At 70.6% G+C, this 22,290-nt stretch carries 25 protein-coding genes; 14 read left to right on the top strand and 11 right to left on the bottom strand.

Features of this window, described 5'->3' with window-relative positions:
• Positions 1-3 precede the first annotated feature (3 nt).
• The 6 genes from MNOD_RS19690 to MNOD_RS19665 all read right to left on the bottom strand — a co-directional run bounded on the left by MNOD_RS19690 (position 4) and on the right by MNOD_RS19665 (position 4,507).
• On the bottom strand, positions 4-432 hold the full coding sequence (locus MNOD_RS19690) for a SufE family protein (RefSeq protein WP_015930705.1): 429 nt from the start codon (positions 430-432) through the stop codon (positions 4-6).
• 67 nt (positions 433-499) lie between these two features.
• The gene (locus MNOD_RS19685) at positions 500-1,525 is read right to left on the bottom strand and encodes a sensor histidine kinase (protein ID WP_015930704.1); all 1,026 of its coding nucleotides are present in this window, start codon (positions 1,523-1,525) and stop codon (positions 500-502) included.
• Positions 1,526-1,611: 86 nt separating this feature from the next.
• The gene (locus MNOD_RS19680) at positions 1,612-2,001 is read right to left on the bottom strand and encodes a DoxX family protein (protein WP_015930703.1); all 390 of its coding nucleotides are present in this window, start codon (positions 1,999-2,001) and stop codon (positions 1,612-1,614) included.
• Positions 2,002-2,175: 174 nt separating this feature from the next.
• Positions 2,176-3,048 (bottom strand): S1 family peptidase, encoded by an 873-nt coding sequence (locus tag MNOD_RS19675; RefSeq protein ID WP_015930702.1) that lies wholly within the window; start codon positions 3,046-3,048, stop codon positions 2,176-2,178.
• 150 nt (positions 3,049-3,198) lie between these two features.
• Positions 3,199-3,948 (bottom strand): S1 family peptidase, encoded by a 750-nt coding sequence (locus MNOD_RS19670; protein ID WP_043751638.1) that lies wholly within the window; start codon positions 3,946-3,948, stop codon positions 3,199-3,201.
• Between the two features lie 223 nt (positions 3,949-4,171).
• On the bottom strand, positions 4,172-4,507 hold the full coding sequence (locus tag MNOD_RS19665; protein WP_015930700.1) for a hypothetical protein: 336 nt from the start codon (positions 4,505-4,507) through the stop codon (positions 4,172-4,174).
• Positions 4,508-4,693: 186 nt separating this feature from the next.
• On the opposite strand from MNOD_RS19665, the gene MNOD_RS19660 reads away from it, so the two are divergent.
• From MNOD_RS19660 to MNOD_RS19650, 3 genes are all read left to right on the top strand, one after another.
• Entirely contained in the window at positions 4,694-5,071 is a 378-nt protein-coding gene (locus tag MNOD_RS19660) for a PepSY domain-containing protein (protein WP_043749077.1), read from the top strand.
• 153 nt (positions 5,072-5,224) lie between these two features.
• Positions 5,225-5,902, top strand: a complete 678-nt coding sequence (locus tag MNOD_RS19655; RefSeq protein WP_015930698.1) for a response regulator transcription factor — start codon at positions 5,225-5,227, stop codon at positions 5,900-5,902.
• On the top strand, positions 5,899-7,371 hold the full coding sequence (locus MNOD_RS19650) for a sensor histidine kinase (protein WP_015930697.1): 1,473 nt from the start codon (positions 5,899-5,901) through the stop codon (positions 7,369-7,371). Before MNOD_RS19655 ends, MNOD_RS19650 begins: the two co-directional genes overlap by 4 nt.
• A 30-nt stretch (positions 7,372-7,401) precedes the next feature.
• Here the strand turns inward: MNOD_RS19650 and MNOD_RS19645 are convergent, their stop codons facing one another.
• Positions 7,402-8,640 carry an MFS transporter gene (locus tag MNOD_RS19645; RefSeq protein ID WP_015930696.1) on the bottom strand — a complete coding sequence of 413 codons (1,239 nt, stop codon included), beginning with the start codon at positions 8,638-8,640 and terminating at the stop codon, positions 7,402-7,404.
• 210 nt (positions 8,641-8,850) lie between these two features.
• Here MNOD_RS19645 and ccmI point away from each other — a divergent pair, with 210 nt between their 5' ends.
• The 4 genes from ccmI (at position 8,851) to MNOD_RS19625 (ending at position 13,347) form a co-directional block, all read left to right on the top strand.
• Positions 8,851-9,969 carry a c-type cytochrome biogenesis protein CcmI gene (ccmI, locus tag MNOD_RS19640; protein ID WP_015930695.1) on the top strand — a complete coding sequence of 373 codons (1,119 nt, stop codon included), beginning with the start codon at positions 8,851-8,853 and terminating at the stop codon, positions 9,967-9,969.
• A 286-nt stretch (positions 9,970-10,255) separates the two neighbouring features.
• A complete protein-coding gene (gene ccmE, locus MNOD_RS19635) occupies positions 10,256-10,762 on the top strand; it encodes a cytochrome c maturation protein CcmE (protein WP_015930694.1) in 507 nt (168 codons plus the stop codon).
• 115 nt (positions 10,763-10,877) lie between these two features.
• On the top strand, positions 10,878-12,872 hold the full coding sequence (locus MNOD_RS19630; RefSeq protein WP_015930693.1) for a heme lyase CcmF/NrfE family subunit: 1,995 nt from the start codon (positions 10,878-10,880) through the stop codon (positions 12,870-12,872).
• A gap of 4 nt (positions 12,873-12,876) precedes the next feature.
• Positions 12,877-13,347, top strand: a complete 471-nt coding sequence (locus tag MNOD_RS19625; RefSeq protein ID WP_015930692.1) for a cytochrome c-type biogenesis protein — start codon at positions 12,877-12,879, stop codon at positions 13,345-13,347.
• Here MNOD_RS19625 and MNOD_RS19620 read toward each other — a convergent pair.
• Positions 13,331-14,485 carry a GGDEF domain-containing protein gene (locus MNOD_RS19620; protein ID WP_015930691.1) on the bottom strand — a complete coding sequence of 385 codons (1,155 nt, stop codon included), beginning with the start codon at positions 14,483-14,485 and terminating at the stop codon, positions 13,331-13,333. The two genes, MNOD_RS19625 and MNOD_RS19620, sit on opposite strands and share 17 nt — an antisense overlap.
• 33 nt (positions 14,486-14,518) lie before the next feature.
• Positions 14,519-14,791 (bottom strand): hypothetical protein, encoded by a 273-nt coding sequence (locus MNOD_RS46905; protein WP_157091514.1) that lies wholly within the window; start codon positions 14,789-14,791, stop codon positions 14,519-14,521.
• 89 nt (positions 14,792-14,880) lie between these two features.
• Here MNOD_RS46905 and MNOD_RS19615 point away from each other — a divergent pair, with 89 nt between their 5' ends.
• The 3 genes from MNOD_RS19615 (at position 14,881) to lanM (ending at position 17,700) form a co-directional block, all read left to right on the top strand.
• Positions 14,881-15,483, top strand: coding sequence for a PilZ domain-containing protein (locus MNOD_RS19615; RefSeq protein WP_015930690.1), 603 nt, complete (start codon positions 14,881-14,883; stop codon positions 15,481-15,483).
• 352 nt (positions 15,484-15,835) lie between these two features.
• Positions 15,836-17,158 carry a hemolysin family protein gene (locus MNOD_RS19610; RefSeq protein ID WP_015930689.1) on the top strand — a complete coding sequence of 441 codons (1,323 nt, stop codon included), beginning with the start codon at positions 15,836-15,838 and terminating at the stop codon, positions 17,156-17,158.
• Between the two features lie 122 nt (positions 17,159-17,280).
• Positions 17,281-17,700: a lanmodulin LanM gene (gene lanM / locus MNOD_RS19605; RefSeq protein WP_015930688.1), complete on the top strand. Its 420-nt coding sequence runs from the start codon at positions 17,281-17,283 to the stop codon at positions 17,698-17,700.
• Positions 17,701-17,758: 58 nt separating this feature from the next.
• Here lanM and MNOD_RS19600 read toward each other — a convergent pair whose 3' ends face one another.
• Entirely contained in the window at positions 17,759-17,992 is a 234-nt protein-coding gene (locus MNOD_RS19600) for a hypothetical protein (RefSeq protein ID WP_015930687.1), read from the bottom strand.
• Between the two features lie 272 nt (positions 17,993-18,264).
• Here MNOD_RS19600 and MNOD_RS19595 point away from each other — a divergent pair, with 272 nt between their 5' ends.
• From MNOD_RS19595 to MNOD_RS19590, 3 genes are all read left to right on the top strand, one after another.
• Complete coding sequence (locus tag MNOD_RS19595) at positions 18,265-19,293, top strand: adenylate/guanylate cyclase domain-containing protein (protein WP_050783525.1); 1,029 nt, start codon at positions 18,265-18,267, stop codon at positions 19,291-19,293.
• Between the two features lie 94 nt (positions 19,294-19,387).
• A complete protein-coding gene (locus MNOD_RS46900; RefSeq protein ID WP_015930685.1) occupies positions 19,388-19,528 on the top strand; it encodes a hypothetical protein in 141 nt (46 codons plus the stop codon).
• Positions 19,529-20,009: 481 nt separating this feature from the next.
• Entirely contained in the window at positions 20,010-20,435 is a 426-nt protein-coding gene (locus MNOD_RS19590; RefSeq protein WP_015930684.1) for a Ros/MucR family transcriptional regulator, read from the top strand.
• A gap of 36 nt (positions 20,436-20,471) precedes the next feature.
• Here the strand turns inward: MNOD_RS19590 and MNOD_RS19585 are convergent, their stop codons facing one another.
• Complete coding sequence (locus MNOD_RS19585; RefSeq protein WP_015930683.1) at positions 20,472-21,254, bottom strand: DUF1194 domain-containing protein; 783 nt, start codon at positions 21,252-21,254, stop codon at positions 20,472-20,474.
• Between the two features lie 210 nt (positions 21,255-21,464).
• On the opposite strand from MNOD_RS19585, the gene MNOD_RS19580 reads away from it, so the two are divergent.
• Complete coding sequence (locus MNOD_RS19580) at positions 21,465-22,208, top strand: restriction endonuclease (protein WP_015930682.1); 744 nt, start codon at positions 21,465-21,467, stop codon at positions 22,206-22,208.
• The last annotated feature ends 82 nt before the right edge of the window (positions 22,209-22,290 follow it).

Genomic DNA, 22,290 nt, shown 5'->3' with positions numbered 1-22,290 from the left:
CGGTCAGGCCGCTTCCGCCACCCGGGCGGCGTCCGACCGCATCCGCTCCATCATGGCCCGTGCGCCGTTCGACCGCTGGGCCGTCAGGTGCTCGGAGAGCCCGAGCTTCTGGAACAGCCCGAACGCATCGGCCTTTGCGGCATCCGCCGCGGGGCGCCCGTCGAAGAAGGCGATCAGCACCGCTACCACGCCCTTGGTGATGTGGGCATCGCTGTCGCCGCGGAAATGCAGGCGCGGCGTCCCGCCGGCCCGGTCCACGAGCGTCTCCAGCCAGACCTGGCTCACGCAGCCGCGCACCTTGTTGGCCTCGGTGCGGGCCTCCTCCGGCAGCGGCGGGAGCTTGCGGCCGAGTTCCATCAGGTACTGATGGCGATCTTCCCATTCCTCAAGGAATGCGAAATTGTCCACGATCTCGGCAATGGGCGGCAGCATGGCTCGACGGGGTTTCGGGGCGATGGCCGGGATATAAGCATCCGCCCGGCGCCGCGCCACCCGCGCCTCACGGGGGTTCCGGCAGGTGGAGTTCCAGGGGGGATTCCGGCGTCGCCTCGCCCGTGGCGGTGATTTCGGCCTGCCCTGCATAGGCGGCGATCAGCCGGGGCCCGAGCTTCGGGGGCGCGGCGGAGACCAGCCCGCTCCCGATCCCGCTCGCGATGATCCGCACGCGGATCGGCTCCTCCGGGGCACCCGCCGGGATCAGCACGGAGGTGAAGCAGGTCGCAGTCTCGGGCGTGGCGTCGAGCCCCTCCGCCACCACCTCCGCCAGGATCATCCCGAGGGCGTTCGCGGTGCGGGGCTGGAGCAGGGCCGTGCGCTCGACCGCGACATCGACCACGATCCGGCCGGCCCGGCGCATCTGCGAGAGGCCATGGCCGAGCCGCTCAAGGTACTCGGCAAGGTCGATGCTGGCGATGGCCGGCGCCTCGTGCAGATGCTGCTGGACGAGCGCGATGGCCCGCACGCGCTGCCCGAGCGCATCGAAGGCGGGCCGGCACTCGCCCGGCGCCGCGCGGCCGTAGAGGCCGATCAGGCTGACCATCACCTGCAGGTTGTTGCGCACGCGGTGATAGACTTCCGCCAGCAGCGCCTCCTTCTCGACGGCGGCGTGGGCGGCGTGCTCCTCGGCCCGGCGCCGGTCGGTGATGTCGAAGCAGGAGCCGCAATAGCCCTGGAAGGCGCCGCCCTCGTAGAGCGGCGCGCCCTGGCCGAGCATCCAGCGGAAATCGCCGTCGTGGCGGCGCAGCCGGTACTCGGCCGTGAAGCTGCTGCGGTCGGCATGGGCGGCGGCGAGGACCGCCTCGTGCCCGTCGCGGTCCTCGGGATGGATGCCGTCCTTCCAGCCGGAGCCGAGCTCGTCCGCGACGGGCCGGCCCCGGAACGCGAGCCAAGCCGGATTGACGTAGATGCAGCGTGCCTGCGGGTCGGTGCGCCAGATCAGAAGGGGCGCCCCATCAGCGAAGAGACGGAAGGCCGCGCTGACGCCGGTCGGCGGAGCCGCCTCGGGCGAGGATATGTCTGCGGCCATGTGCGTTTTGCCCGCTCTGCCGGTTCTCTCCCTCGGAGCGCGATCAACGTGCCGGCCGCATGGCCGTTCCCCCTGATTAACGGGTGTTAGCGCTGGTTGATCGCGAGGCGGCCGGGACCGACGGCGGCGATCATCAGGAGCGCACCGATGATCGAGACGTTCTTCATTGCCTGGATCTGATTCGCACGCACGGCGTCGCCCGTCATCGACCAGAAATTGTGGAAGAACACGATGGTGAGGGCGGTGAAGGCGGCGAGCGCCACGGCGGCGGCCCGCGCGTAGAAGCCGAGCGCGATGAGGAGGCCGAGGCCGAGCTCCGCCGCGATGGTCAGGTAGGCGAGGATCTCCGCCGCCGGCAGGCCCTTGGCCGAGATGGCACCGGCCACCATCCCCGGATTCATCAGCTTGCCGAATCCGGACCAGAGGAACAGCGCCACGACGAGCAGGCGGGCGACGGCAAGGACGGCGTTGGTCATGGGATCTCCTGGAGCATTTTCCGGCGAAGCGGATCCCGGTTCGTCGCAGAAGAATGCGACAAACTCAGAAACCTCGGGCGGCATCCGTTCCATCGTGAACGGATGCCGCCCTCCATGAGGTCTCCCGATAGGACTACGGTTCTTCAGCCGTCAAGCTTGCGCGCCGGCCTTGGATCAGCGCCCGCCCGTCCAGTCCGCCGGATTGCCGCGCAGGCTGCGCGACTGCGCGGGGTCGCCCGGCCGGTAATGCGAGAAATCATCGATCCGGGCGGCGATCCAGTCGGTGTGGCGGGCGATCGGCGTCACGGCGGTGAAGCCGCCGCAGGCGGTCCGCACGCGCCCCTGCTGGGCGGCGCCGCTCGACCAGCTCACCACGCCGACGAGTTGATAGCCCCCGGGGCCGCCCTTCAGGATCGGGCCGCCCGAATCCCCCAGGCAGGCGCCCGCCCCCGCGGTCTCCGCGAGGCTGCGCCGGTCGGCCACCACCGTCACGGTATTGGCGACCTTGAGGTCGCCCAGGGAGACGAGGCGCGCCTGTCGCAGCACCCGGGCGGTGCTGCGGCGATTCTCCGCCACGACGCCGTAGCCCGCGATCGCCACCGCCTCTCCGGCGGCGAGGCCGCCTCCGCCCCGGGTGCTCAGGGGCTGGAAGTCGGGCCCGAGCCGCTCGCTCAGCTTGAGGATCGCCAGGTCGGTGCCCGGCTGATCCTCCGGCGTGGTGCCGGCGACGAAGTCCGGATGCATCGCGGCCGCGATGGCCCGAAGGCGCCGCTGCCGGAAGGAGCGGTCCGTGACCACCACCCAGTAGCCGGCCTTGTGCATGACGCAATGCGCGGCCGTCAGCACGAGATCCTGATCGATCAGCGAACCGGAGCACATCTCGCCGCTCGTGCTCTCGATGCGCACGACGGAGCCGCGCAGGCCGTCGGGATCTCGGGCGATCTCTCCGAGAACGACGGCTCTCGCACCGCCCGGCCACCCGGCGAGGGACAGACCGAGCGCGGCGACGGCGAGGCGGGAATTCAGGCTGGCAGATACGAAGTGCATGCGTCGAACTGTGGAGCCTCCGGCCACGCTCGACAAGGGAAGTCTCGCAGGCTGTTGCCGGTTCCGAGACAATAGCGCCGCAGCGTAAACAGAGTCGTGAACAACCGACCGGTCGGGCTGCCGGATCCTTGCGCCGGCATAAGCGGACCTTCACTCCCAGCGGACGGCGACGCCCCATTCGGCCGCGATGCGGTCGATCCAGGCCCGCTGTGGCCCGAGGAGCACGCCCTGGGAAAATCCGCCACACCCCTTGGCGCCGCTCGCCCAGGTGGTGACGGCGACGATCCGGGTCTCGGCGGCGATCGGCCCGCCCGAATCGCCCTCGCAGGCCCCGACCGGATCGCCCGTATCCTTCAGCCAGACCAGGATGCGGCTTTGGCCGTGAGGCTCGACGACGGGCAGGGCCGCCGTCCGGAACGTTCCGCTGCTGCGCGCGTCGCCCGGCCGGGCGAGGCCGTATCCGCCGAGCGTGAGGCGCGTCCCGGCGCGCGGCATTTCCTCGGACAGCGCGGCCGCGGCGAACCGCGCGGGCAGAGGCTCGGCCAGCCGCAGGAGGGCGAGATCGATCGACCGCCGGCGGGCCGCGATGGCGCCCGCGTCGTAGCCGGGATGCACCGCCGTCCCGGCCAGCGGCAGGAGAACGGGCTGGCCGGCCTCATCGCGAAAATGCACCCTGTGCTCCGCCGGCCCCGCGGCGCAATGGCCGGCCGTCAGGATGATCCGGGGTGCCAGCACGACGCCGCTGCACACGCCGCCGCGCGACGACAGCACCATCACCGCGGCACGGGCGAGACCGCTCGCGGAATCGTCGCGGCCGCCCGTGACAGCCCGGGCCGGCAGCAGGCCGGAGCCCAGGACCAGCGCCGCAGCCAGGCAAGGAGCGGCCCACCGGAGCCCCATGCGGCCGATGAAGCGGCCGTCCCGAGCAGAGCGCTTGAGGTCATCCGAGAGGAATCGTGGAACGCGGCGCAGCATCGGCTCGTCTTGATCGGTCCGGCATCAGGCTGCGGCCCCGTCCGGAGATCGCCGCGCAGGCCCGAAGTGATATCATGCGGTTTCCGGTTGGTCCGTGACGGTGACTGTCGCACCGCACAGCCGTCAAGCCGCAAGCGAGACCCCACCGTCAAGGCCGAAGCGGTGCAATCGATCCCGTCACCGGCGCTTCGGGCGCGAGGCACCCGGTGCAGACCGAAGCGATCGCCCGCCGAGCCCTGGCGGTGATCCGCGCCTCGAAGGCCTCCCGCGCGGCAATGGCCCGGCGAACCGTCTCGGCCTCGTCGTCTCCATCCGACAGGATGGAAGACTCGCCCCGGGGATGGATGCGCAGCAGCAGGGGCCGCTCGGCATCCTGCGCGGCGGCCGCGGCTCCGCTGGCGAGTCCGCAGGCGAGACCGAGCAGCAGGGCCGGTCCTGCGCTCCTAAAGGGAAGCCGCGTCTCCAGACGTCGCCTCTCCGCCATGTGCCCTTCCCGGTGCCCCCGCCGTTCCGATCGGGACGAAACTCGGTGCAAGCCGTTGACCAATTGCTAACCATGATCGCCGCCATCGGTCCGGGTCGACAGGCGAAATTCTCAAGGCAGACCGGCGGGTCTTCCGCCGATACCTCATTCAGGCCGCATTCAGTGCTGCAGCCCGATGGTCCGGACATGCGTTACGCCGCTCTCATCCTGTCTGTCGGAGCCGCCGGCCTCATCGGAGCGATGAGCTGGTATGCGCTCGCTCAGGACACGACGGAGACGGCGACGGTGGCGGCGCCCGTGCCGGCCTTGCGGCTGTCGCAGGCGGCCCATACCTGCCTCTCGCCGGGCGACCTGCGCGAGGCGGTGGCCGAGAAGCGGGTGGTCGAGCCGGTCGCGGCGATCCGCGCCGCGCAGGCGGCGGTGCCGCGGGCCGAGATCGTGCGGGCCAATCTTTGCCGCCGGGACGAGGCGCTGGTCTACATGCTGACGGCCTTGCGCCGGGACGGGCAATTCGTGCACGTCGTGGTCGATGCCCGGTCGGGTCGGGTGGCCGGCCAATGGTGAGGCCGCATCCGCGCGCGGCCGGACGGATCGTCCCGAGGCTCCGGGGCGCTTCCGAAAGCGCCCCGGAGCCTCTAAGCTCTTGATGTGTCGCGTGTCCGGACGGAAAACCGGATTCCGCCGCTTCAGGACAAGCGCTAGTGAACGAGGCTCGCCGTGCGTCTGCTCGTCGTCGAGGATGACCGGGATCTCAACCGGCAGGTCGTCACCGCCCTGGAACAGGCGGGCTACGCCGTCGACAAGGCGTTCGACGGCGAGGAGGGCGCCTTCCTCGGCGAGACCGAACCCTATGACTGCATCATCCTCGACATGGGCCTGCCGAAGCAGGACGGGGTGACGGTGCTGTCCGGCTGGCGCCGGGCGCAGGTGAAGACGCCGGTCATCATCCTGACCGCCCGCGACCGCTGGAGCGACAAGGTCAACGGCTTCGATGCGGGCGCCGACGATTACGTCACCAAGCCCTTCCACATGGAGGAGCTGCTCGCCCGGGTGCGCGCCATCCTGCGGCGGGCTGCGGGCCATGCGTCGAGCCAGATCAGCGCCGGTCCGGTGACCCTCGATACCCGCTCGGGCCGCGTCTTCGTGGACGGCAGCCCGGTCAAGCTCACCTCGCACGAGTACCGCCTGCTCTCCTACCTGATGCATCATACCGGCCGCGTGGTCTCCCGGGCGGAACTCACCGAGCATCTCTACGACCAGGATTTCGACCGTGATTCGAACACCATCGAGGTCTTCGTCGGGCGCCTGCGCAAGAAGCTCGCGGTCGATCTGATCCAGACCGTGCGCGGCCTCGGCTACCTGATCGATCCCGGCGCCGGCTCCGCCCCGTCATGAACGCGCCCGCCCGAGGCATCGCGGGCAGCGTCGGCCCGGAAACCGAGACCGCGGCCCCGGTCCGCCCTAATCTCTGGCGGTCCTGGCGGCGCCGCTCGATCTCGGTCCGCCTCGCGGTCTCGGCGCTTTTGTCGAGCGCCCTGATCCTGCTGATCGCGGGCCTGATCCTCTCGACCCTCTACCGGGAGACGACGGAGCGCGCCTTCGACAGCCGCCTGATCGTCTACGCCAACGACCTCGCCACGAACCTCGTCTCGCCCGGCGACACCGAGGGCAAGGCCTTCGGGGCCTTGGGGGATCCGCGCTTCGACCTGCCGCTCTCGGGCTGGTACTGGCAGGTGGGGCGCCCCAATGCCAAGCCGCGCGACCTGCGCACCTCGCGCTCGCTCGTCGGCGTGCCACTGCCGCCGCCCGACAACGCCGTCGGGGAGGCCGGGGCCGGGCAGCTCCGCAAGGGCTACGGCCGCGCCCAGGACGAGCGGCCGCTGCGCATCATCGAGCGCACGGTCGATCTCGGCGAGGAGGGACGCTACCTCGTGCGCGTTGCCGGCCCCTCGGACGAGATCGAATCCGACATGCGCCGCTTCACGGTGGCGCTGACGACGACCTTCTCGATGCTCGGACTGTCGCTCGGGCTCACGACCCTGCTGCAGATCCGCTTCGGCCTTGCCCCGCTCAACAAGCTGCGGGCGGCGCTCGGGGCCATCCGCCGCGGCGAGGCCGACCGGATCACGGGCGACTACCCGCGCGACATCGCTCCGCTCGCGGGCGAGGTGAACCTCCTCATCGAGACCAACCGCGAGATCCTGGAGCGCGCCCGCACGCAGGTCGGCAACCTCGCGCATGCGCTCAAGACGCCGCTCAGCATCATTGTGAACGAGGTCGATGCCAACGACGCGTCGAGCGAACTCGCCGTCAAGGTGCGGGAGCAGGCCGCGATCATGCGCGACCAGGTCAACTACCACCTCGACCGGGCGCGGGCGGCAGCACTCGCCGGGACGCTCGGCACCTTCACGGATGTGGAGCCGGTGGTCGCGGCGCTGATCCGCACCTTCGGCAAGATCTACCGCGACAAGACGCTGGCCTTCGACGTCGCGATCACGCCGGGCCTGCGCTTCCGCGGCGAGCGGCAGGATTTCGAGGAGATGATCGGCAACCTCGTCGACAACGCCTCGAAATGGGCCGCCGGGCGGGTGGCGATCCGGGCCGAGGTGATCGGCCAGGGCGATTATCCGCATCTGATCATCGCCGTGGAGGATGACGGCCTGGGCCTCCCCCCGGAGGCCCGCGTCGCGGTGCTCAAGCGGGGCCGGCGCCTCGACGAGACCAAGCCCGGCTCCGGTCTCGGCCTGTCGATCGTCGCCGATCTCGCCACGCTCTATCGCGGGCGCCTGCGCCTGGAGGCGGCGAGCCTGGGCGGCCTGCGGGCCGTGGTGGAGATCCCGGGCGACGCGAGCCCCAGGGCCTAGCGCGAATCCCTCACGGCCCGCGACGCCCCTCTACTCGGCCGCCGCGCCGATCGCCCGCACCCCGCGGCTGCCTGCGCGCTCGGCAAGCAGCGAGGCCGCCCAGATGACGAGGCCGCCGAGCGCCAGCGCCGTCCCGACCCAGCCGGTCGCCGGGAGCCCGAGGCCATGCGCCAGGGCGAGGCCGGACAGCCACGGACCAAGGGCGTTGGCGACGTTGAAGGCCGAATGGTTGAGTGCCGCCGCCAGGGTCTGCGCATCCTCCGCGACGTCCATCAGCCGCGTCTGCAGGATGGTGGAGAGCCCGCCCCCGCAGCCGATCAGGAACACCACGGGCGCAAGCGTCCACAGGCTGCCCGTGGCCGCCGGATAGAGCGCCAGAGCCGCCGCGCTCCCCGCGAGGGTGAGGCCGGCGGCTTGCATCTGCGCGCGGTCCGCCGCCCAGGCGCAGACCAGATTGCCGATCGTCAGGCCGAGCCCGAACAGGCCGAGCACGAGCGGGACCATGCCGGGCGAGGCCCCCGTGACCGTCAGCAACGTCGAGGCGAGGTAGGTGTAGACGGCGAAGAGGCCGCCGAACCCGATGGCGCCCGTGGCAAGGGTCAGCCAGACTTGCCCGCGCCGCAGCGCGCCGAGTTCACGCAGCGCGCTCGCCCCCGTAGCGGGCCGGCCGAGCGGCGCGAACCAGCGCACCAGAGCGGCGGTGGCGAGGGCGAGCAGGGCGACGAGCGCGAAGCTCCAGCGCCAGCCCGCCACCTGCCCGATCACGGTGGCGAGCGGCACGCCGACGATGGTCGCCACCGTGAGGCCGGCGAGCACGCGCGCCACCGCCTGCGCCCGCCGCTCGACGGGCACCAGGGAGGCCGCGACCAGGGAGGCCACCCCGAAATAGGCCCCGTGCGGCAGCCCGGCGAGGAAGCGGCAGATCAGCATCGCCCGATAATCCGGCGCGAGGGCGGACAGGCCGTTGCCGAGGGCGAAGAGCACCATCAGGCCGACGAGGAGCCTGCGCCGCGCCACCCGGGCGGCGAGGACCGCGATGACCGGCGCGCCGATCACCACGCCGAGCGCATAGGCGCTGATGACGTGGCTCGCGGTCGCCGCGTCGATGCCGAGATCCGGCGCGAAGGCCGGCAGCAGGCTCATCGCCGCGAATTCCGTCGTCCCGATCGCGAAGCCGCCCATGGCGAGCGCGAGCAGGACGAGGGCGGGATGGCGCGCGGGGGGATCGCCCCCGGCAGAGCGGAAGGTCTGGGGCGGCACGTAGGACATGCGGGCGGAACGGCTCCTGGGCGGCCCGGCCGGCCGCGAGGCGGCGGTCGAGTCGGACCGGGGCCAACGTTGCACTGCACAATGCGTTGCGCAATGCAGCGTTGCCCCATGGGCAGGCCAGCCATGCGCCGCCGGCGCGGCGCCTCGCGTGACACCGTGTCGCCGCGCGGCGCAATCGTGTCGTTTCAGCCCGGGAGCTAGAGGGACCAGATGATGGCGATCTGGTTCCTCTTCGCGCTGATGACCGGGGCAGCAGTGTTCGCGCTGCTCTGGCCGCTCTCGCGCCGGCCCGATCCGGCTCTGCCGGAAGGCGGCACGGACTCGGTACTGGCGACCGAGACCGAATTCTACGAGGACCAGCTGCGCGACATCGAGCGGGACGCGGCCCGCGGCCTCATCACGCCGCAGGAGGCGGAGGCCGCCCGCGCCGAGGCCGCCCGCCGGCTCCTGCGCGCCAGCCGCACGCTCGGCGATCCGGCCGTGGCGCGGGTCGGCGAGCCGGCCCTGCGGCACCGCCGCGCCGCCTCCGCCTTCGCGCTCTCGACCGTGCCGCTGATCGCGCTGCTCGTCTACGGCCTCTACGGGTCGCCGGGCCTGCCGGCCCGGCCCCAGGCTGAGCGCCTCGCCACCGCCCGGGATGCGGGACGCGACCTCGCGGCGGGCGTCGCTCAGATCGAGACCCACCTCGCCAAGCACCCGGAGGACGGGCGCGGCTGGGAGGTGCTGGCGCCGGTCTATCTCCGGCTCGGGCGCACGGAGGATGCGATCAGGGCCTACGAATCGGCCCTGCGGATCCTCGGCGAGACCGCGCCGCGCCTCGCGGATTACGGCGAAGCCCTGGTGGCGGGCAGCGACGGCATGGTGACGCAGAAGGCCCGCACGGCCTTCGAGCAGTCGCTCGCCGCCGATCCGGGCGGGGTCAAGCCGCGATTCTATCTCGCGCGGTCGGCCGAGCAGGACGGCAACCGCGACCTCGCCCTCTCCCGCTACACGGCGCTCGCCGAGGCCTCTCCGGCCGACGCGCCCTGGATGCCGCTCCTGCGCGAGAGCATCCGGCGCCTCGGCGGGACGCCCTCGGCGGCCGAAGCCAAGCCGGCCCCCGGCGAGGACCAGCGCAGTGCCATCCGCGGCATGGTCGCGGGCCTCGACCAGCGCCTCGCGGCCGAAGGCGGCAGCCCGGAGGAATGGGCGCGACTGGTGCGCTCCTACGGGGTCATGGGCGAGCGCGACAAGGCCGCGGATGCCCTCGCACGGGCGCGGGCCGCGCTCGGCGACAAGGCCGCGCCGGTCGAGGCCGTGGCCCGCGAGATCGGCCTGTCCTCCCCCTGATACCAACGGTCATTGAAAATGACCGGTGGTTCCGTTCTCGGATTTTCGCCAAGCCTCTCCACAAAGCCTTTGGGCTTGGCATCGAAAATCCGAGATGGTCAACGGCCCGATGCGTGAGCATGCGCGGCAGCATCTTGGGCCGTTGGTATGATGTCGCAGGGCCAACAGGTCGCTGCGGGTTTTGCGCCTGTGCGCGGTAGTCTAGAGGTCCGTGCGTGACAACGAGCCGGGAGACGCTCCTGATGGTTCCGACGCCCCCTGCCGCCGATCAGCCGGAGGTCCGCCGGTGACCCGCAAGCAGCGTCGGCTGATGCTCATCGGCGTCTGCGGGGCGGTACTCGCGGTGGCGCTCGGCCTCGTCCTGTGGGCGATGCGCGGCACCATCGTGTTCTTCCGGTCGCCGAGCGAGATCGCCAGCCAGGCGGTGGCGCCGGGCGTGCGCTTCCGTCTCGGCGGCCTCGTGCAGGAGGGGTCCGTGCAGCGCGGTCCCGACGGGCGGGTCGCCTTCGTGGTCACCGATAATGGTGCCACCGTGCCGGTGCGCTATCAGGGGCTGCTCCCCGATCTCTTCCGCGAAGGCCAGGGCGTCGTCGCCGAGGGGATGCTCGAGCCCGGCGGCATGTTCCGGGCCGACACCGTGCTCGCCAAGCACGACGAGACCTACATGCCCCGCGAGGTGGCCGATGCCCTCAAGAAGCAGGGGCACTGGCAGGGCGAGGCCAAGCATCCGGGCGGGACGGCGCCCGCACCGCAGACGGCAAGCGGTGAGAAGCCGGCGCTCCGGCAGCAGTGACCGGTTGTCCGTGCGGCGAAACATCGTCGCGGCGGGACGGATCAACCGGATTAGAAGGCGACGGGCGGGCCGGCAGCGGACGGGCCGCGGCGGGACTTGAAAAGAGGCTTCTCCCTTGCTCATCGAGGCTGGTCACTACGCGCTTGCGCTCGCGCTCGCCCTGTCGCTCGCGCAGGCGGTAATGCCGGTCTGGGCCGCGCGCACCGGCGATCCGGTCCTGCGCGGCGTCGCGGTGCCGGCGGCGCTCGCGAGCTTCGTCTGCATCGCCTTCGCGTTCGGCGCCCTTACCTTCGCGCATGTCACCTCGGATTTCTCGGTCCTGAACGTCTTCGAGAATTCCCATGCCCTCAAGCCGATGGTCTACAAGATCTCCGGCGTCTGGGGGAATCACGAGGGCTCGATGCTCCTCTGGGTGCTGATCCTGGCACTGTTCGGGGCGATCGTGGCGCTCGCCCGGGATTCGGTGCCCGCGACGCTCAGGGCCAACACGCTCGGCGTTCAGGCCACGATCACCTTCGTGTTCCTGCTCTTCATCCTGACGACGTCGAACCCCTTCGCGCGGCTCAACCCGGCGCCGGTCGAGGGCCGCGACCTCAACCCGATCCTCCAGGATCCAGGCCTCGCGATCCACCCGCCGCTGCTCTATCTGGGCTATGTCGGCTTCTCGATCACCTTCGCGTTCGCCATCGCGGCCCTGATCGAGGGGCGCCTCGACGCCGTCTGGGCGCGGGCGGTGCGGCCCTGGACGCTGCTCGCCTGGTGCTTCCTCACGGTCGGCATCGCGATGGGCTCCTACTGGGCCTATTACGAGCTCGGCTGGGGCGGCTGGTGGTTCTGGGATCCGGTCGAGAACGCCTCGCTGATGCCCTGGCTCGCCGGCACCGCGCTCATCCACTCCACGATCGTCATGGAGAAGCGCGACGCGCTCAAGGTCTGGACGGTGCTCCTCGCCATCCTGACCTTCTCGCTGTCGCTGCTCGGCACCTTCCTGGTGCGCTCCGGGGTGCTGACCTCGGTCCACACCTTCGCGACGGATCCGGCGCGGGGCACCTTCATCCTGGCCATCCTGGTCCTGTTCATCGGCGGGTCCCTCACGCTGTTCGCGTGGCGGGCGCCGAGCCTGCGGCAGGGCGGGCTGTTCGCGCCGATCTCCCGCGAGGGGGCGCTGGTGCTGAACAACCTCTTCCTCTCGGCGGCCTGCGCCACCGTCCTCGTCGGCACCCTCTATCCGCTCGTGCTCGAATCGCTGACGGCGGAAAAAATCTCGGTCGGCGCCCCCTTCTTCAACCTCACCTTCCTGCCGCTCGTGGTGCCGCTCCTCTTGGCTGTGCCCTTCGGGCAGACGCTCGCCTGGAAGCGCGGCGATCTCATTGCTGCGGCCCAGCGCCTCCTCGTCGGGGTCGCGGCCGGGATTCTGGCGGTGCTCGGGCTCCTGGCGATCCGCGCCGGCGGGCCGGTCGCCGCCCCCTTAGGGGTCGGGCTCGGCACCTATCTGGTCGTCGGGGCGGTGATGGAGATCGTGACGCGCGCGAAGGGAGGCTCGCTCGGCCTGTCGCTGCGCCGCGCCACGGGTCTGCCGCGCTCGGCCTGGGGCACGGCACTCGCCCATGCGGGCGTCGGGCTCACGGTGATCGGCATCGCCGCGCAGGCCTGGAGCGTCGAGGCCCTCGCCACCGTCCCGCGCGGCGGCACCCTCACGGCCGGCCCCTACACGGCGACGCTCACCGGCGTGGTGCCGCGGACGGGCCCGAACTACACCGAGACGGTGGCCCAGCTCGCCATCCGTGGCTCCGACGGCGCGCTCGAAGGCCGGCTGGAGCCGGGCAAGCGCTTCTACGGCACCCGCAACATGGCGGTGAGCGAGGCGAGCCTGCTCACGCTCGGCCTCGGCCAGGTCTATGCCAGCGTCGGCGAGAGCCAGCCGGACGGGGCGCTCGGCATCCGGCTCTACTACAAGCCGCTCGTCCTGCTGATCTGGCTCGGCGCCGTGGTGATGGCCCTCGGCGGCGGCCTGTCGCTCACCGACCGGCGCTTCCGGATCGGCGCCCCGGCCAGGAGCCGGTCGCGCGCGCAGGCCCCGGCCCCGACGACCCCCGTGGCGGCGGAGTAGCCCGATGTCCCGCCCGAAAGCCGTCCTGACCTCCCTGGCGCTGCTCTCGCTCCTCGCCCTCTCCTCTGCCGCGCATGCGGTGCAGCCGGACGAGGTGATGGCGGATCCCAAACTCGAAGCGCGCGCGCGGGACATCTCGGCCGGGCTGCGCTGCCTCGTGTGCCAGAACCAGTCGATCGACGATTCCGACGCGCCGCTCGCCCGCGATTTGCGCCTGATCGTGCGCGAGCGGCTGCGCCAGGGCGACGACGACAAGGCGGTCGTCGACTACGTCGTGCGGCGCTACGGGGAATTCGTGCTCCTGCGCCCGGTACTGGCCTGGCACACGGCCCTGCTCTGGCTCACCCCTCCGCTGGTGCTCGCGCTCGGGGGCCTGGGGCTGTGGCTGCGGACCCGCCGCCGGAGGCCCTCCCCGCCCGCCGCGCTCTCGGCCGCCGAGGAGGCCGCCCTCTCCGACCTCATGAAGCGGCGCTGATCTCCCGGACGGGACGCGGCGCCGGCCCGTCCCACACCACGCGGTCGCGCCCGAGGCGCTTGGCCCGGTAGAGCGCCCTGTCGGCGCGTTCGAGGAGTGCGTCGAGCCCCGCTTCGCCGCGCGCGGCTCCGACGCTCACCGTCACCCGAAGGTTCGGGATGCACTCGGCGCGCATGCCCGCCAGCGCATGCCGGATCGTCTCGGCGATCGGCTCCGCGGCGGAATCGCCCGGCAGCACGCAGGCGAATTCCTCGCCGCCCAGGCGGCCGAACACCGCCTGCGGCGGCAGAAGTGTCCGCGCCAGCGTGCAGAAGCCGACCAGCACCGCATCCCCGATCCCATGCCCGAACGTATCGTTGATGCGCTTGAAGTGGTCGAGGTCGAACAGGAGGAGCGTCGCCCGTCCGCTTGCCAGCAGGACCGAGGCCCTCTCCTCCAGCCCGCGGCGATTGACGACGCCGGTGAGCGGATCGGTCAGCGCGCTGAGCCGCTGCTCCCATTCGAGCCGCTCCTTGGCCAGCGCCATGAACAGGAAGGCGATCGCCACCATGTAGAGGAGCGCCGCGAAACAGAGCACCGCGACCCAGGGGCTCGCCACCGGATTCACCGCCGGCACCGGAAAGACGAGGCTCGCCGGGATCCGCACCGCGTATAGCGCCGCCTGGCTCGCGAGGAGCAGGATGGCGGGGCCGCGGGAGACGAGCGGCTCGGGGCGTCCGCGCCAGAATTCGTGGGCGCACAGCAGGCACAGCACGGATGCCGCGCTCGAGGCCAGGATCACCCGCGCGGTGACCGATTCGTAGAAGGCGGGCACGAGGCAGGCCGCAATCCAAAGGGCGGGCGCCGCCATCAGGGCGGTGGGCGCGGTCCGGCGGCCCTCGAAGCTGCGGGCGCCGCTCCAGATCATCCCATAGGCCAGGAGGAGCAGCGTGTTGGCGAGGCCGATCGACAGCCAGTCCGGGATGACGCCCCGCCCGCAGAGCAGGGCCGAGCCCCCCGCGCCGATCAGATGCGCGAGCCCCCAGACGGCGAGCGCCTGCGTTCGCCGCGCCTGTCCCCACGACAGCAGGAAAAGCATCCCGACGATAAGGGCGACGAACACCGTCACGGCCATCAGGGTCGGGGCGTCGAGGATCATCGAACGATTCGATTCCTTCAGCACTTCGCGACATCAAGCCCAGGGAAGGTGAAGAAAGACTGTCGCGACCGGAGATTTCTCCCGGCCGGCCCCGAGAAGGGCAGGATCGTCGATGTCGATCCTCACCCGGCCATGGTGGTTTCGACGATCAGCTACGGATGAACCCTCGGTCGCCCGGATCCGGATTGCGAGGCGGGCCAGCCGCTCGCGAAAACCAATTCGCAACGCGGCCCGGTCAAGATCGAGCCGCGAGCCCGAGGCGGCGGGGTTGCTCTCCGGCACGGCGATCTCGATGCGCTCCGTCAAGGAAGCCGCAACGAGGGCGCGCCAGACTCCGCGCGCGGGTTGGCTTGGTGTCGCAGCGCCGAGCATGTCCCGGGCAGGTCGGGTGTGTCATGATGCAGACCTCACGAGCGATCCCCCCGCCGGGCACGCCCCCGGAATCCCCCGCGACGGTCCTGCGGATCTCCGGCCGCTACCTCCTGCCGAACGGCCACGAGCATGCCTGCGAGACGCGCACCTTCTCCCTGACCGAAGCGGAGTTGATCGCCGCCGTCCCGGGGCTGCCGGGCGATCCGGTCACGATCTATCTCAACACGATCGGCGCGGTCACGGGCGTGATCCGCAGCCTGACGCCCGCAGGCTTCATCGTGGCGATCGAGATCGGCCCGGGGCGCCGTGCCCGCATCGCCGCGCGGCTCGCCTGGCTCGCCGCCCGCGCCAGCGGCAAGATCGACCAGCGCAGCGATGTGCGCATCGTTCCGGCGACAAAGGCAGTTCAGGTGAAGCTTCCGGACGGCTCGGTGCTGCCCGGGAGCTTGATCGATCTCTCGATGACCGGAGCCGCCATCGCGGTCGCGGCCCGGCCGGCCGTCGGCGCGACCGTGACTGTGGGCAAGCGCTTCGCGACCGTCGTGCGCCACCTCGACGGCGGGATCGCAGTCGCCTTCCGGCTGCCCTTCCGCCCCGAAACCTTCAACGAGTCGGTGGTGCTCTGAATAGAAGCTGAGGTGCGTGGAAACCACCCCGCGCCTCAGCATGAGGGCCGGTGGGGCTGCCACAAAAGGAAGCGTTCGTTCAGCCGGTTTAATCCGTCAGGCTCAACGCAACTTGTGGTGAACTGATCCGGTTTCCGGACGATCCGTTCGGAAACCGGATCACCAAGCCCGTGCGGCGCGGAGCTCTGCTCCGTGCCCCCAAAGCGAAGCCGAAATCCGCATGGCGAGGCAATCATCCGGATTTCGTATGACGCGCTTTCCCGGACGGCCGGATAGCCCAGCGGGGGCAAGACACGCTATGAGATGGCCGCGGTGGCCTGCCGAGGCACCACCGCATGCGCCACGGGAGGCGGTGATTTTTTCCGACAGTCCTTGGGGAACGGGCCTTGGCCTGTTCGCCGTCGTGTTCCTGGTCTTCGCGAACGGGTTCTTCGTCGCGGCCGAGTTCGCCCTCGTGGCGGTGCGGCGCAGCCGGGTGCAGGAACTGGTGGCGGAGAAGCGAGCCAACGCCGCCGCTCTCCAGCGGGCGACCGACCATCTCGACGCGCATCTCGCGGCGACGCAGCTCGGCATCACCATCTCGTCGCTCGCCCTCGGCTGGGTCGGCGAGCCGGCTCTGGCCCACCTGATCGAGCCGCTGCTCGCATGGCTGCCGCCGCCCCTGGGAGCGGCGAGCGCCCACGCGATCTCGGTCGTCGTGGCGTTCGTGGTGATCACGGCCCTGCACATCGTGCTCGGCGAACTCGCGCCCAAGAGCCTCGCGCTCCAGCGCAGCGAGCGCACCGCCCTGGCCGTGGTCCGGCCCCTCCGGCTGTTCCTGCTCCTGTTCCGTCCGGCGATCGCCTTCCTCAACGGGCTCGGGAACGGCGTCCTGCGCCTGTTCGGTCTCCAGCCCGGCTCGGGCGAGGATTCGCTGCATTCCCCGGCCGAGCTCACCCTCCTCGTCGCGGCGAGCCAGGAGGCCGGCCTGATCCAGGAGGCGCAGCAGGAGGCGGTCGCGCGCATCTTCGGCATCGGCGAGCGGCGCATCCGGGACATCATGACCCCGCGCCACGAGGTCGACTGGGTCGACATCGAGGAGCCTCGGGAGGCGATCCTCGAAACCGTGCGGGCCTGCCGTCACGAGGCGCTGGTGGCGAGTCGGGGCGAGATCCACGAGATCGTCGGCGTCCTGCGCAAGCAGGACATCCTCAACCAGATCCTCGACGGGACCTCCGTCGACATCGCGCCCCTGATCCGCGAGCCGATCGTGGTGCATGAGGGGATGCCGATCCTGCGCGTGCTCGAGACCTTCAAGGCCAAGCCGGTACGCATGGCGATCGTCGTGGACGAATACGGCAACCTCGAAGGCATCGTCACCCAGACCGACCTTCTGGAGGCGATCGCAGGCGACATTCCGGACGCAGAGGACGAGGAGCCGATGGTGGTGGAGCGGCAGGACGGCTCGCTCCTGATCGACGGCATGATGCCGGCGGTCGAAGCCTTCGAGCGCCTGGGCTTCAGCAATCCGCCGGACACGGACGATTATTCCACCCTCGCCGGATACGTGATCTCCGAACTCGGCCGCATCCCGTCGGCGGGAGACGCCTTCGAGCGGCAGGGCTGGCGCTTCGAGGTCATCGACATGGACGGTCGCCGCGTCGACAAGATCCTGGCCGAGCGCGCACCCGCCTGATCTCTCGGCCGCTTGCGGTCTCCGGCCGCCCGCCTATGTTGACGCGCTGGGCGTCGAGCCGAGATCTCGGTGTGGCAACATCGGGGCTCGACTTTCCGCCGGACTTGACGAGAGAGACTTCCATGATCGGATCCCTTCGACATGCCGCGCTGGCGATGGCGCTTATCGTTGCCGCACCGACCGGCTGGAGCGGCAGCGCCGAGGCGAAGCCCAAGGGCGCGGACCGCACGATCGCGGCGGTCGACACCGATGCGGACGGCACGATCGACCTCACCGAGGCCAAGGCGGCAGCCTCCAAGGTGTTCGACGCGGCGGAGAAGGATGCCGACGGGACGGTCGACGCCAAGGAACTGAAGGGCCGGCTGAGCCGCAAGGAGCTGAAGGCCGCCGATTCGGACAACGACGGGACGCTCACCAAGGACGAGTTCCTCGCCCTGGTGGAGGCCCGCTTCAAGGCCGCCGACCCGGACGGCGACGGCACTGTCGACGCCAAGGAACTTGCTACGCCCGCCGGCAGGGCGCTGTCCCGGCTCCTGAAGTAACGGCCGGCACGGTCGGCCGCGGGCCGAGGGCGGCGCTGGCCGCCCCCCTCCCCCGCGGTCAGTCGCAGCGCTCGCTGCGCACCGTCTTCGAGTCGCCGAATTCGTTCTCCTTGCGCACGGTCTTGGTCTCGCAGCCGCCGACCGAACCGGTGGATTCGACCGACCGCTTCTCGATCACCGTCGAGCGCTCGGCGGGCGGCGCGTCGCGCCGGATGACGGTGACGTCCTCGGCGAGCGCCGGGACCGCGGTGAGCGCAGCGAGAGCCGCGAGAGGGGCAAGGCGGATGCGCATGGAAGCCTCCTGGCTTGAGGGTGATTGACGCCTCGAACGTCACCGCAGGCGGGAGGGTTCCGCATCACCGCGCCCGCCCGGACTTGCCGCAAGTTCGGCCCATCGGGGCAATCCTTGCGCAAAGCACGCGGAATGCTCCGAAAAGAGCCTGAATCGCAGTGCAGAGGCGCCCGCATGCCCCGTGACAGGGAGGCCTCAGGGTGACCCGCGCCGCTCAGTTCGATCGTCCGGCTCCGCTTGCCGGACGCGGTCCGGCCGCTGTGGTGTCGAGGCTGATCCCGCAACACGTCTGGTTCTGGGTCGCCATCCTCGCCCTCAGCGCCGCGGCGGGCGTCCTCTACGACGTGATCTTCAGCAACGGCATCCCGGTCGTGGCCGGGATCTACGGTCTCTGCATCGGGGCGAGCGCGCTCATGCTGGAGCGGGGCGTGCTGATGCCGCGCCTTCAGTCACGCTTTCGCCGCCTGCCGACCTTCCTCTACGTGCCGGTGGCCGAACTCGCCTATGTGGGGATGATCGCGCTCGGACATGCGGCCGGCGGCGTCGTGGTCTGGGGCACCGGCTTGAGCGCGGAGCCCTTCGCCAGTTCCGTCGTGCCGTCCCTGCGTGCGCTCGTCTACGCGCTCGCGGTCTCCGCCCTGCTCGTCTTCGTCGTGCGGATGCGCGACCTCATCGGCGCGGAGGTCTTCGTCAACCTGATGGTCGGCCGCTATCACCGGCCCGTCGAAGAGGAGCGCATCTTCCTGTTCGTGGACGTGGTCGGCTCGACCGCCTATGCGGAGATGCATGGCGACCTGAAGGCGCAGGCCTATCTGTCGGCGGTGTTCGCCGCGATCGCCGAGCCCGTGCGCCGCTGCCAGGGATCCACCGACGACTTCATCGGCGACATGGCGCTGATCACCTGGCCGATGGCCCGCGGGCTGCAGGAGGCGCGCTGCGTCGCCTGCATCTTCGCCATCCGCGACGCTCTGGCCCGTGAGGCGCCCGCCTGGCGCGAGCGCTTCGGGACGGTGCCGGAGGTTAGGGCCGCGCTCCACGGCGGCTCCGTCGTAACCGCGGAGGTGGGCGTCGACCGGCACAAGATCGCGTATTTCGGCGATGCCGTGAACGTCACGGCGCGCATCGAAACCCTCTGCCGCACCCTCGACGCGCCCGTCCTCATCTCCGCCGACCTTCTCGACCTGCTGCCTCACCTTCCGGCCGGCATCCGGGCGCGGCCTCTGGGGCGCCACGCGCTGCGCGGACGGGGCCAGGCGCTCTCGGTCGCCGCCCTCGAACAGGATCAGGCGACGCTGCGCTGATCCCGACCGCATCGAACATTTCGGTTGGGATCGGCCGCCGACCCAACGGAACCGTGCCGGCCGCACCCGGTTGACGGTGCATGGAGGGCCGGTGATGCCGCTCATCCGGAAACAATCGAGCTTCGACGGCCGCTGCACGGTCTTCGTCGGCGAGGCGGTGATCTTCACCGACCTCACCGAAGCGCAGGCGGACGCGATCATCCTCACCTACCGGCGTCTCCTCGGCACGGACTGACGCGACGGCTCCGGCCGGATCGCCCGGCCCCTCCGGGGTGACGAGCCTTCATCAAGGTGCGGGCGGCCCATCGCATTGCGACCCGCAGATATAGGAAAATATTCCTAAATCGCAGCGTTCGCGCATAGAACGGCGGTCCTGGCTGCGTATTCTTCGCGCTTCGGCCTGCCCTGACACCGATTGGAGGCGCAACCCATAACTTTGTCCTTGGGCAAGAGATGACCTTTTCGGAGCGGCCTGAGATGGCCGGACGTGATTTCGCGGACATGACTTACATATGTTATCATCCAACGGTTGCAACACCAAAGCACGACCGGAACCTGGAATACTCCGCGTGTCGTTCTACGACCCTCTTGCATGAACGCGCGGGACGCAATAGTCGTGACAACTCGCGGACACAGTCCAGCCACATCGCGCACATATCTTAGCGCGGAAATGTCTGGGTCTGAGTGCGTTCAATCCGGTATAGAGGGTCGGCAGAATGAGTGAGAGTGAGGCGTTGGCGGGCTACATCGAGCTGGCCGCCGACATCGTGTCGGCGTTCGTGAGCAAGAACCCGGTTCCGGTGGGCGAGCTGCCGGGCCTGATCGCCTCGGTTCACGAGACCCTCGGCCGGCTGGGCAAGGATCCCGTCGAACAGAAATCCGAGCCCCCGACCCCTGCGGTGCCCATCAGGAAGTCGGTCATGCCAGACTACCTCGTCTGCCTTGAGGACGGCAAAAAGTTCAAGTCCCTCAAGAGGCATCTGCGCAGCCGGTACGGCCTGTCGCCGGAAGAGTATCGGGAGCGCTGGAATCTGCCGACCGACTATCCGATGGTGGCGCCGAACTACGCGGCAGCGCGCTCGGAACTGGCGAAGACGATGGGCCTGGGGCAGCAGCGGCGCCGGAGAAGCGGCCGCAGCTGAGACCCGGCAGAATCGACCCGGACCGGAAATAAGACTTTAGTCCCAATCCGGGCTCGGCCTGTCGCCGACGAAGCAATTGGTCGCCGGCGCGGTCTGGGTGCGCAGGATCAGGGGCACGGGGGGCCGGTCGGCCACCTCGCGCACGATCTTCGCCCGGATGGCCTCGGCGAACTGCTCGCGCTCGCGCACCGGCACCATGAAGCTGCCGGTGCCGCCGATCACGCAGTCCCGGTAGTAGAGGTCGAGGTCCTTGATGTCCCAGGGGCCGCTCGGCTCGCGGATCATCAGCGGCAGACCGTTGATGACGATGCCCTTCGCCACCGCGTCGTCGCGGGCGCGGGTGACGGGCCGGCCCTGGTTGTTGGGACCGTCGCCCGAGACGTCGATCACCCGCCTGACGGGCTGGAAGCGGGTCTCAGTGAGAAGACCGACCGAGAAGTCGATCGCGCTCGCGATCGAGGTCCAGGTGGAGCGCCGCGGAGGGCTCTGCGACAGGCGCTCCGCGAAGGCGAGTGCGTCCTTCCGGCCGGATATGAGGGTCCAGGGCACCACCACCCGCTGGTTGCCGACGCCTGCCCATTCCACATAGGTGACGGCGATGCGCCCGACCTGCCCCTGGGCGACCGCCTGATGGACGGTCGGGGAGCGAAAGGCTTCGACATAGCCGCTGCGCTGGACGAATTGCTCGTCGGCCGTCATCGACAGCGAGATGTCCACGGCCAGGACCAGGGCGAGATCCACCTCGGCTGGCGTCTCGGCGCTGCGCCCGACGGCGCCGCAGATCACGCATGCGAGACACGCCAGCACCCATCGCCGCATCGGGGGACTCCCTGTGGACCGGCCGGGGAAGGCGAGCGGGCCGGAACGGGAAAGCATCGGCCGAGCCTGAGGGGCGTGCAAGGGAGGCGGCAGCCTTGCGCTGATAGGTCCCGGCCGCAAAGAGGCCTGTGGATACCGCCTCCGCCAGGGGTGCGGTTAGCTCCCGGTCAGTCGGCCCCCGCCAAGACTCCCCGGGGACAAGGAGCCCGCATGGCCGCGCCGCGCAGCATCGCCGATCTCGCCTTCTGGCCCGTGGTGGCCGGCGGCCTCGCGAGCCTGTGGGTGGGTCCGGGGGCGCTCGCCGCCAGCGGCATCGTGCTCGCCGGCATCATCCTCCACCGGCTCGGCCGCGGGCGCCGCTTCCGCCGCCGCGCCCGCGCCCTCGTCGAGCGGCATCGCGAGACCCTGACGCTGCGCCGCCGCCAGGAAACCTATCTGGACGCCTACGACAACCTGATCCTCGACGGATGGGAGCGCGAGCGCGCCTATTACATCGCCCGCACGCTGGTTCCGCGCCTGGAGGAGGAGGGCTACGGCGACCTCGTGGCGAAGCGCCACGCCGATCTCCTGGCCATCGTCGAGGCCGCCTCGCTGCCTGACGAGGCGCCCGAGGAGGTGCCGCCGGACGACGGGATCGCCTACGAGCGCTTCTGCGCCGCGCTCCTGGAGCGCGCCGGCTGGGATGCCCGCCCCACCCGCGCCTCCGGGGACCAGGGCGCCGACGTGATCGCCGAACAGGACGGCCTGCGCCTTGTGCTGCAGTGCAAGCGCTACGCGAAGCCGGTCGGCAACGCGGCCGTGCAGGAGGTGGTGGCGGCCCGCAGCTACTGGCAGGCCGACTGGGCGGCGGTGGTGTCCAATGCCGGCTTCACCCCGGCCGCCCGCAAGCTCGCAGGCGCGACGGACGTGCTCCTCCTGCACCACGACGACCTGCCGACGCTGCGGGTGCGCTGAGACGCGCCCCAAATAGAACCTGACCTGCGTGGCAGCCGCCCCGCTCCTCATGCTGAGGTGCTGGCGATCGAAGATCGCACCG

This window comes from Methylobacterium nodulans ORS 2060 (assembly GCF_000022085.1).
In the GTDB taxonomy this organism is placed as follows: domain Bacteria; phylum Pseudomonadota; class Alphaproteobacteria; order Rhizobiales; family Beijerinckiaceae; genus Methylobacterium; species Methylobacterium nodulans.
This window is presented reverse-complemented; position numbering and strand designations above follow the sequence as displayed.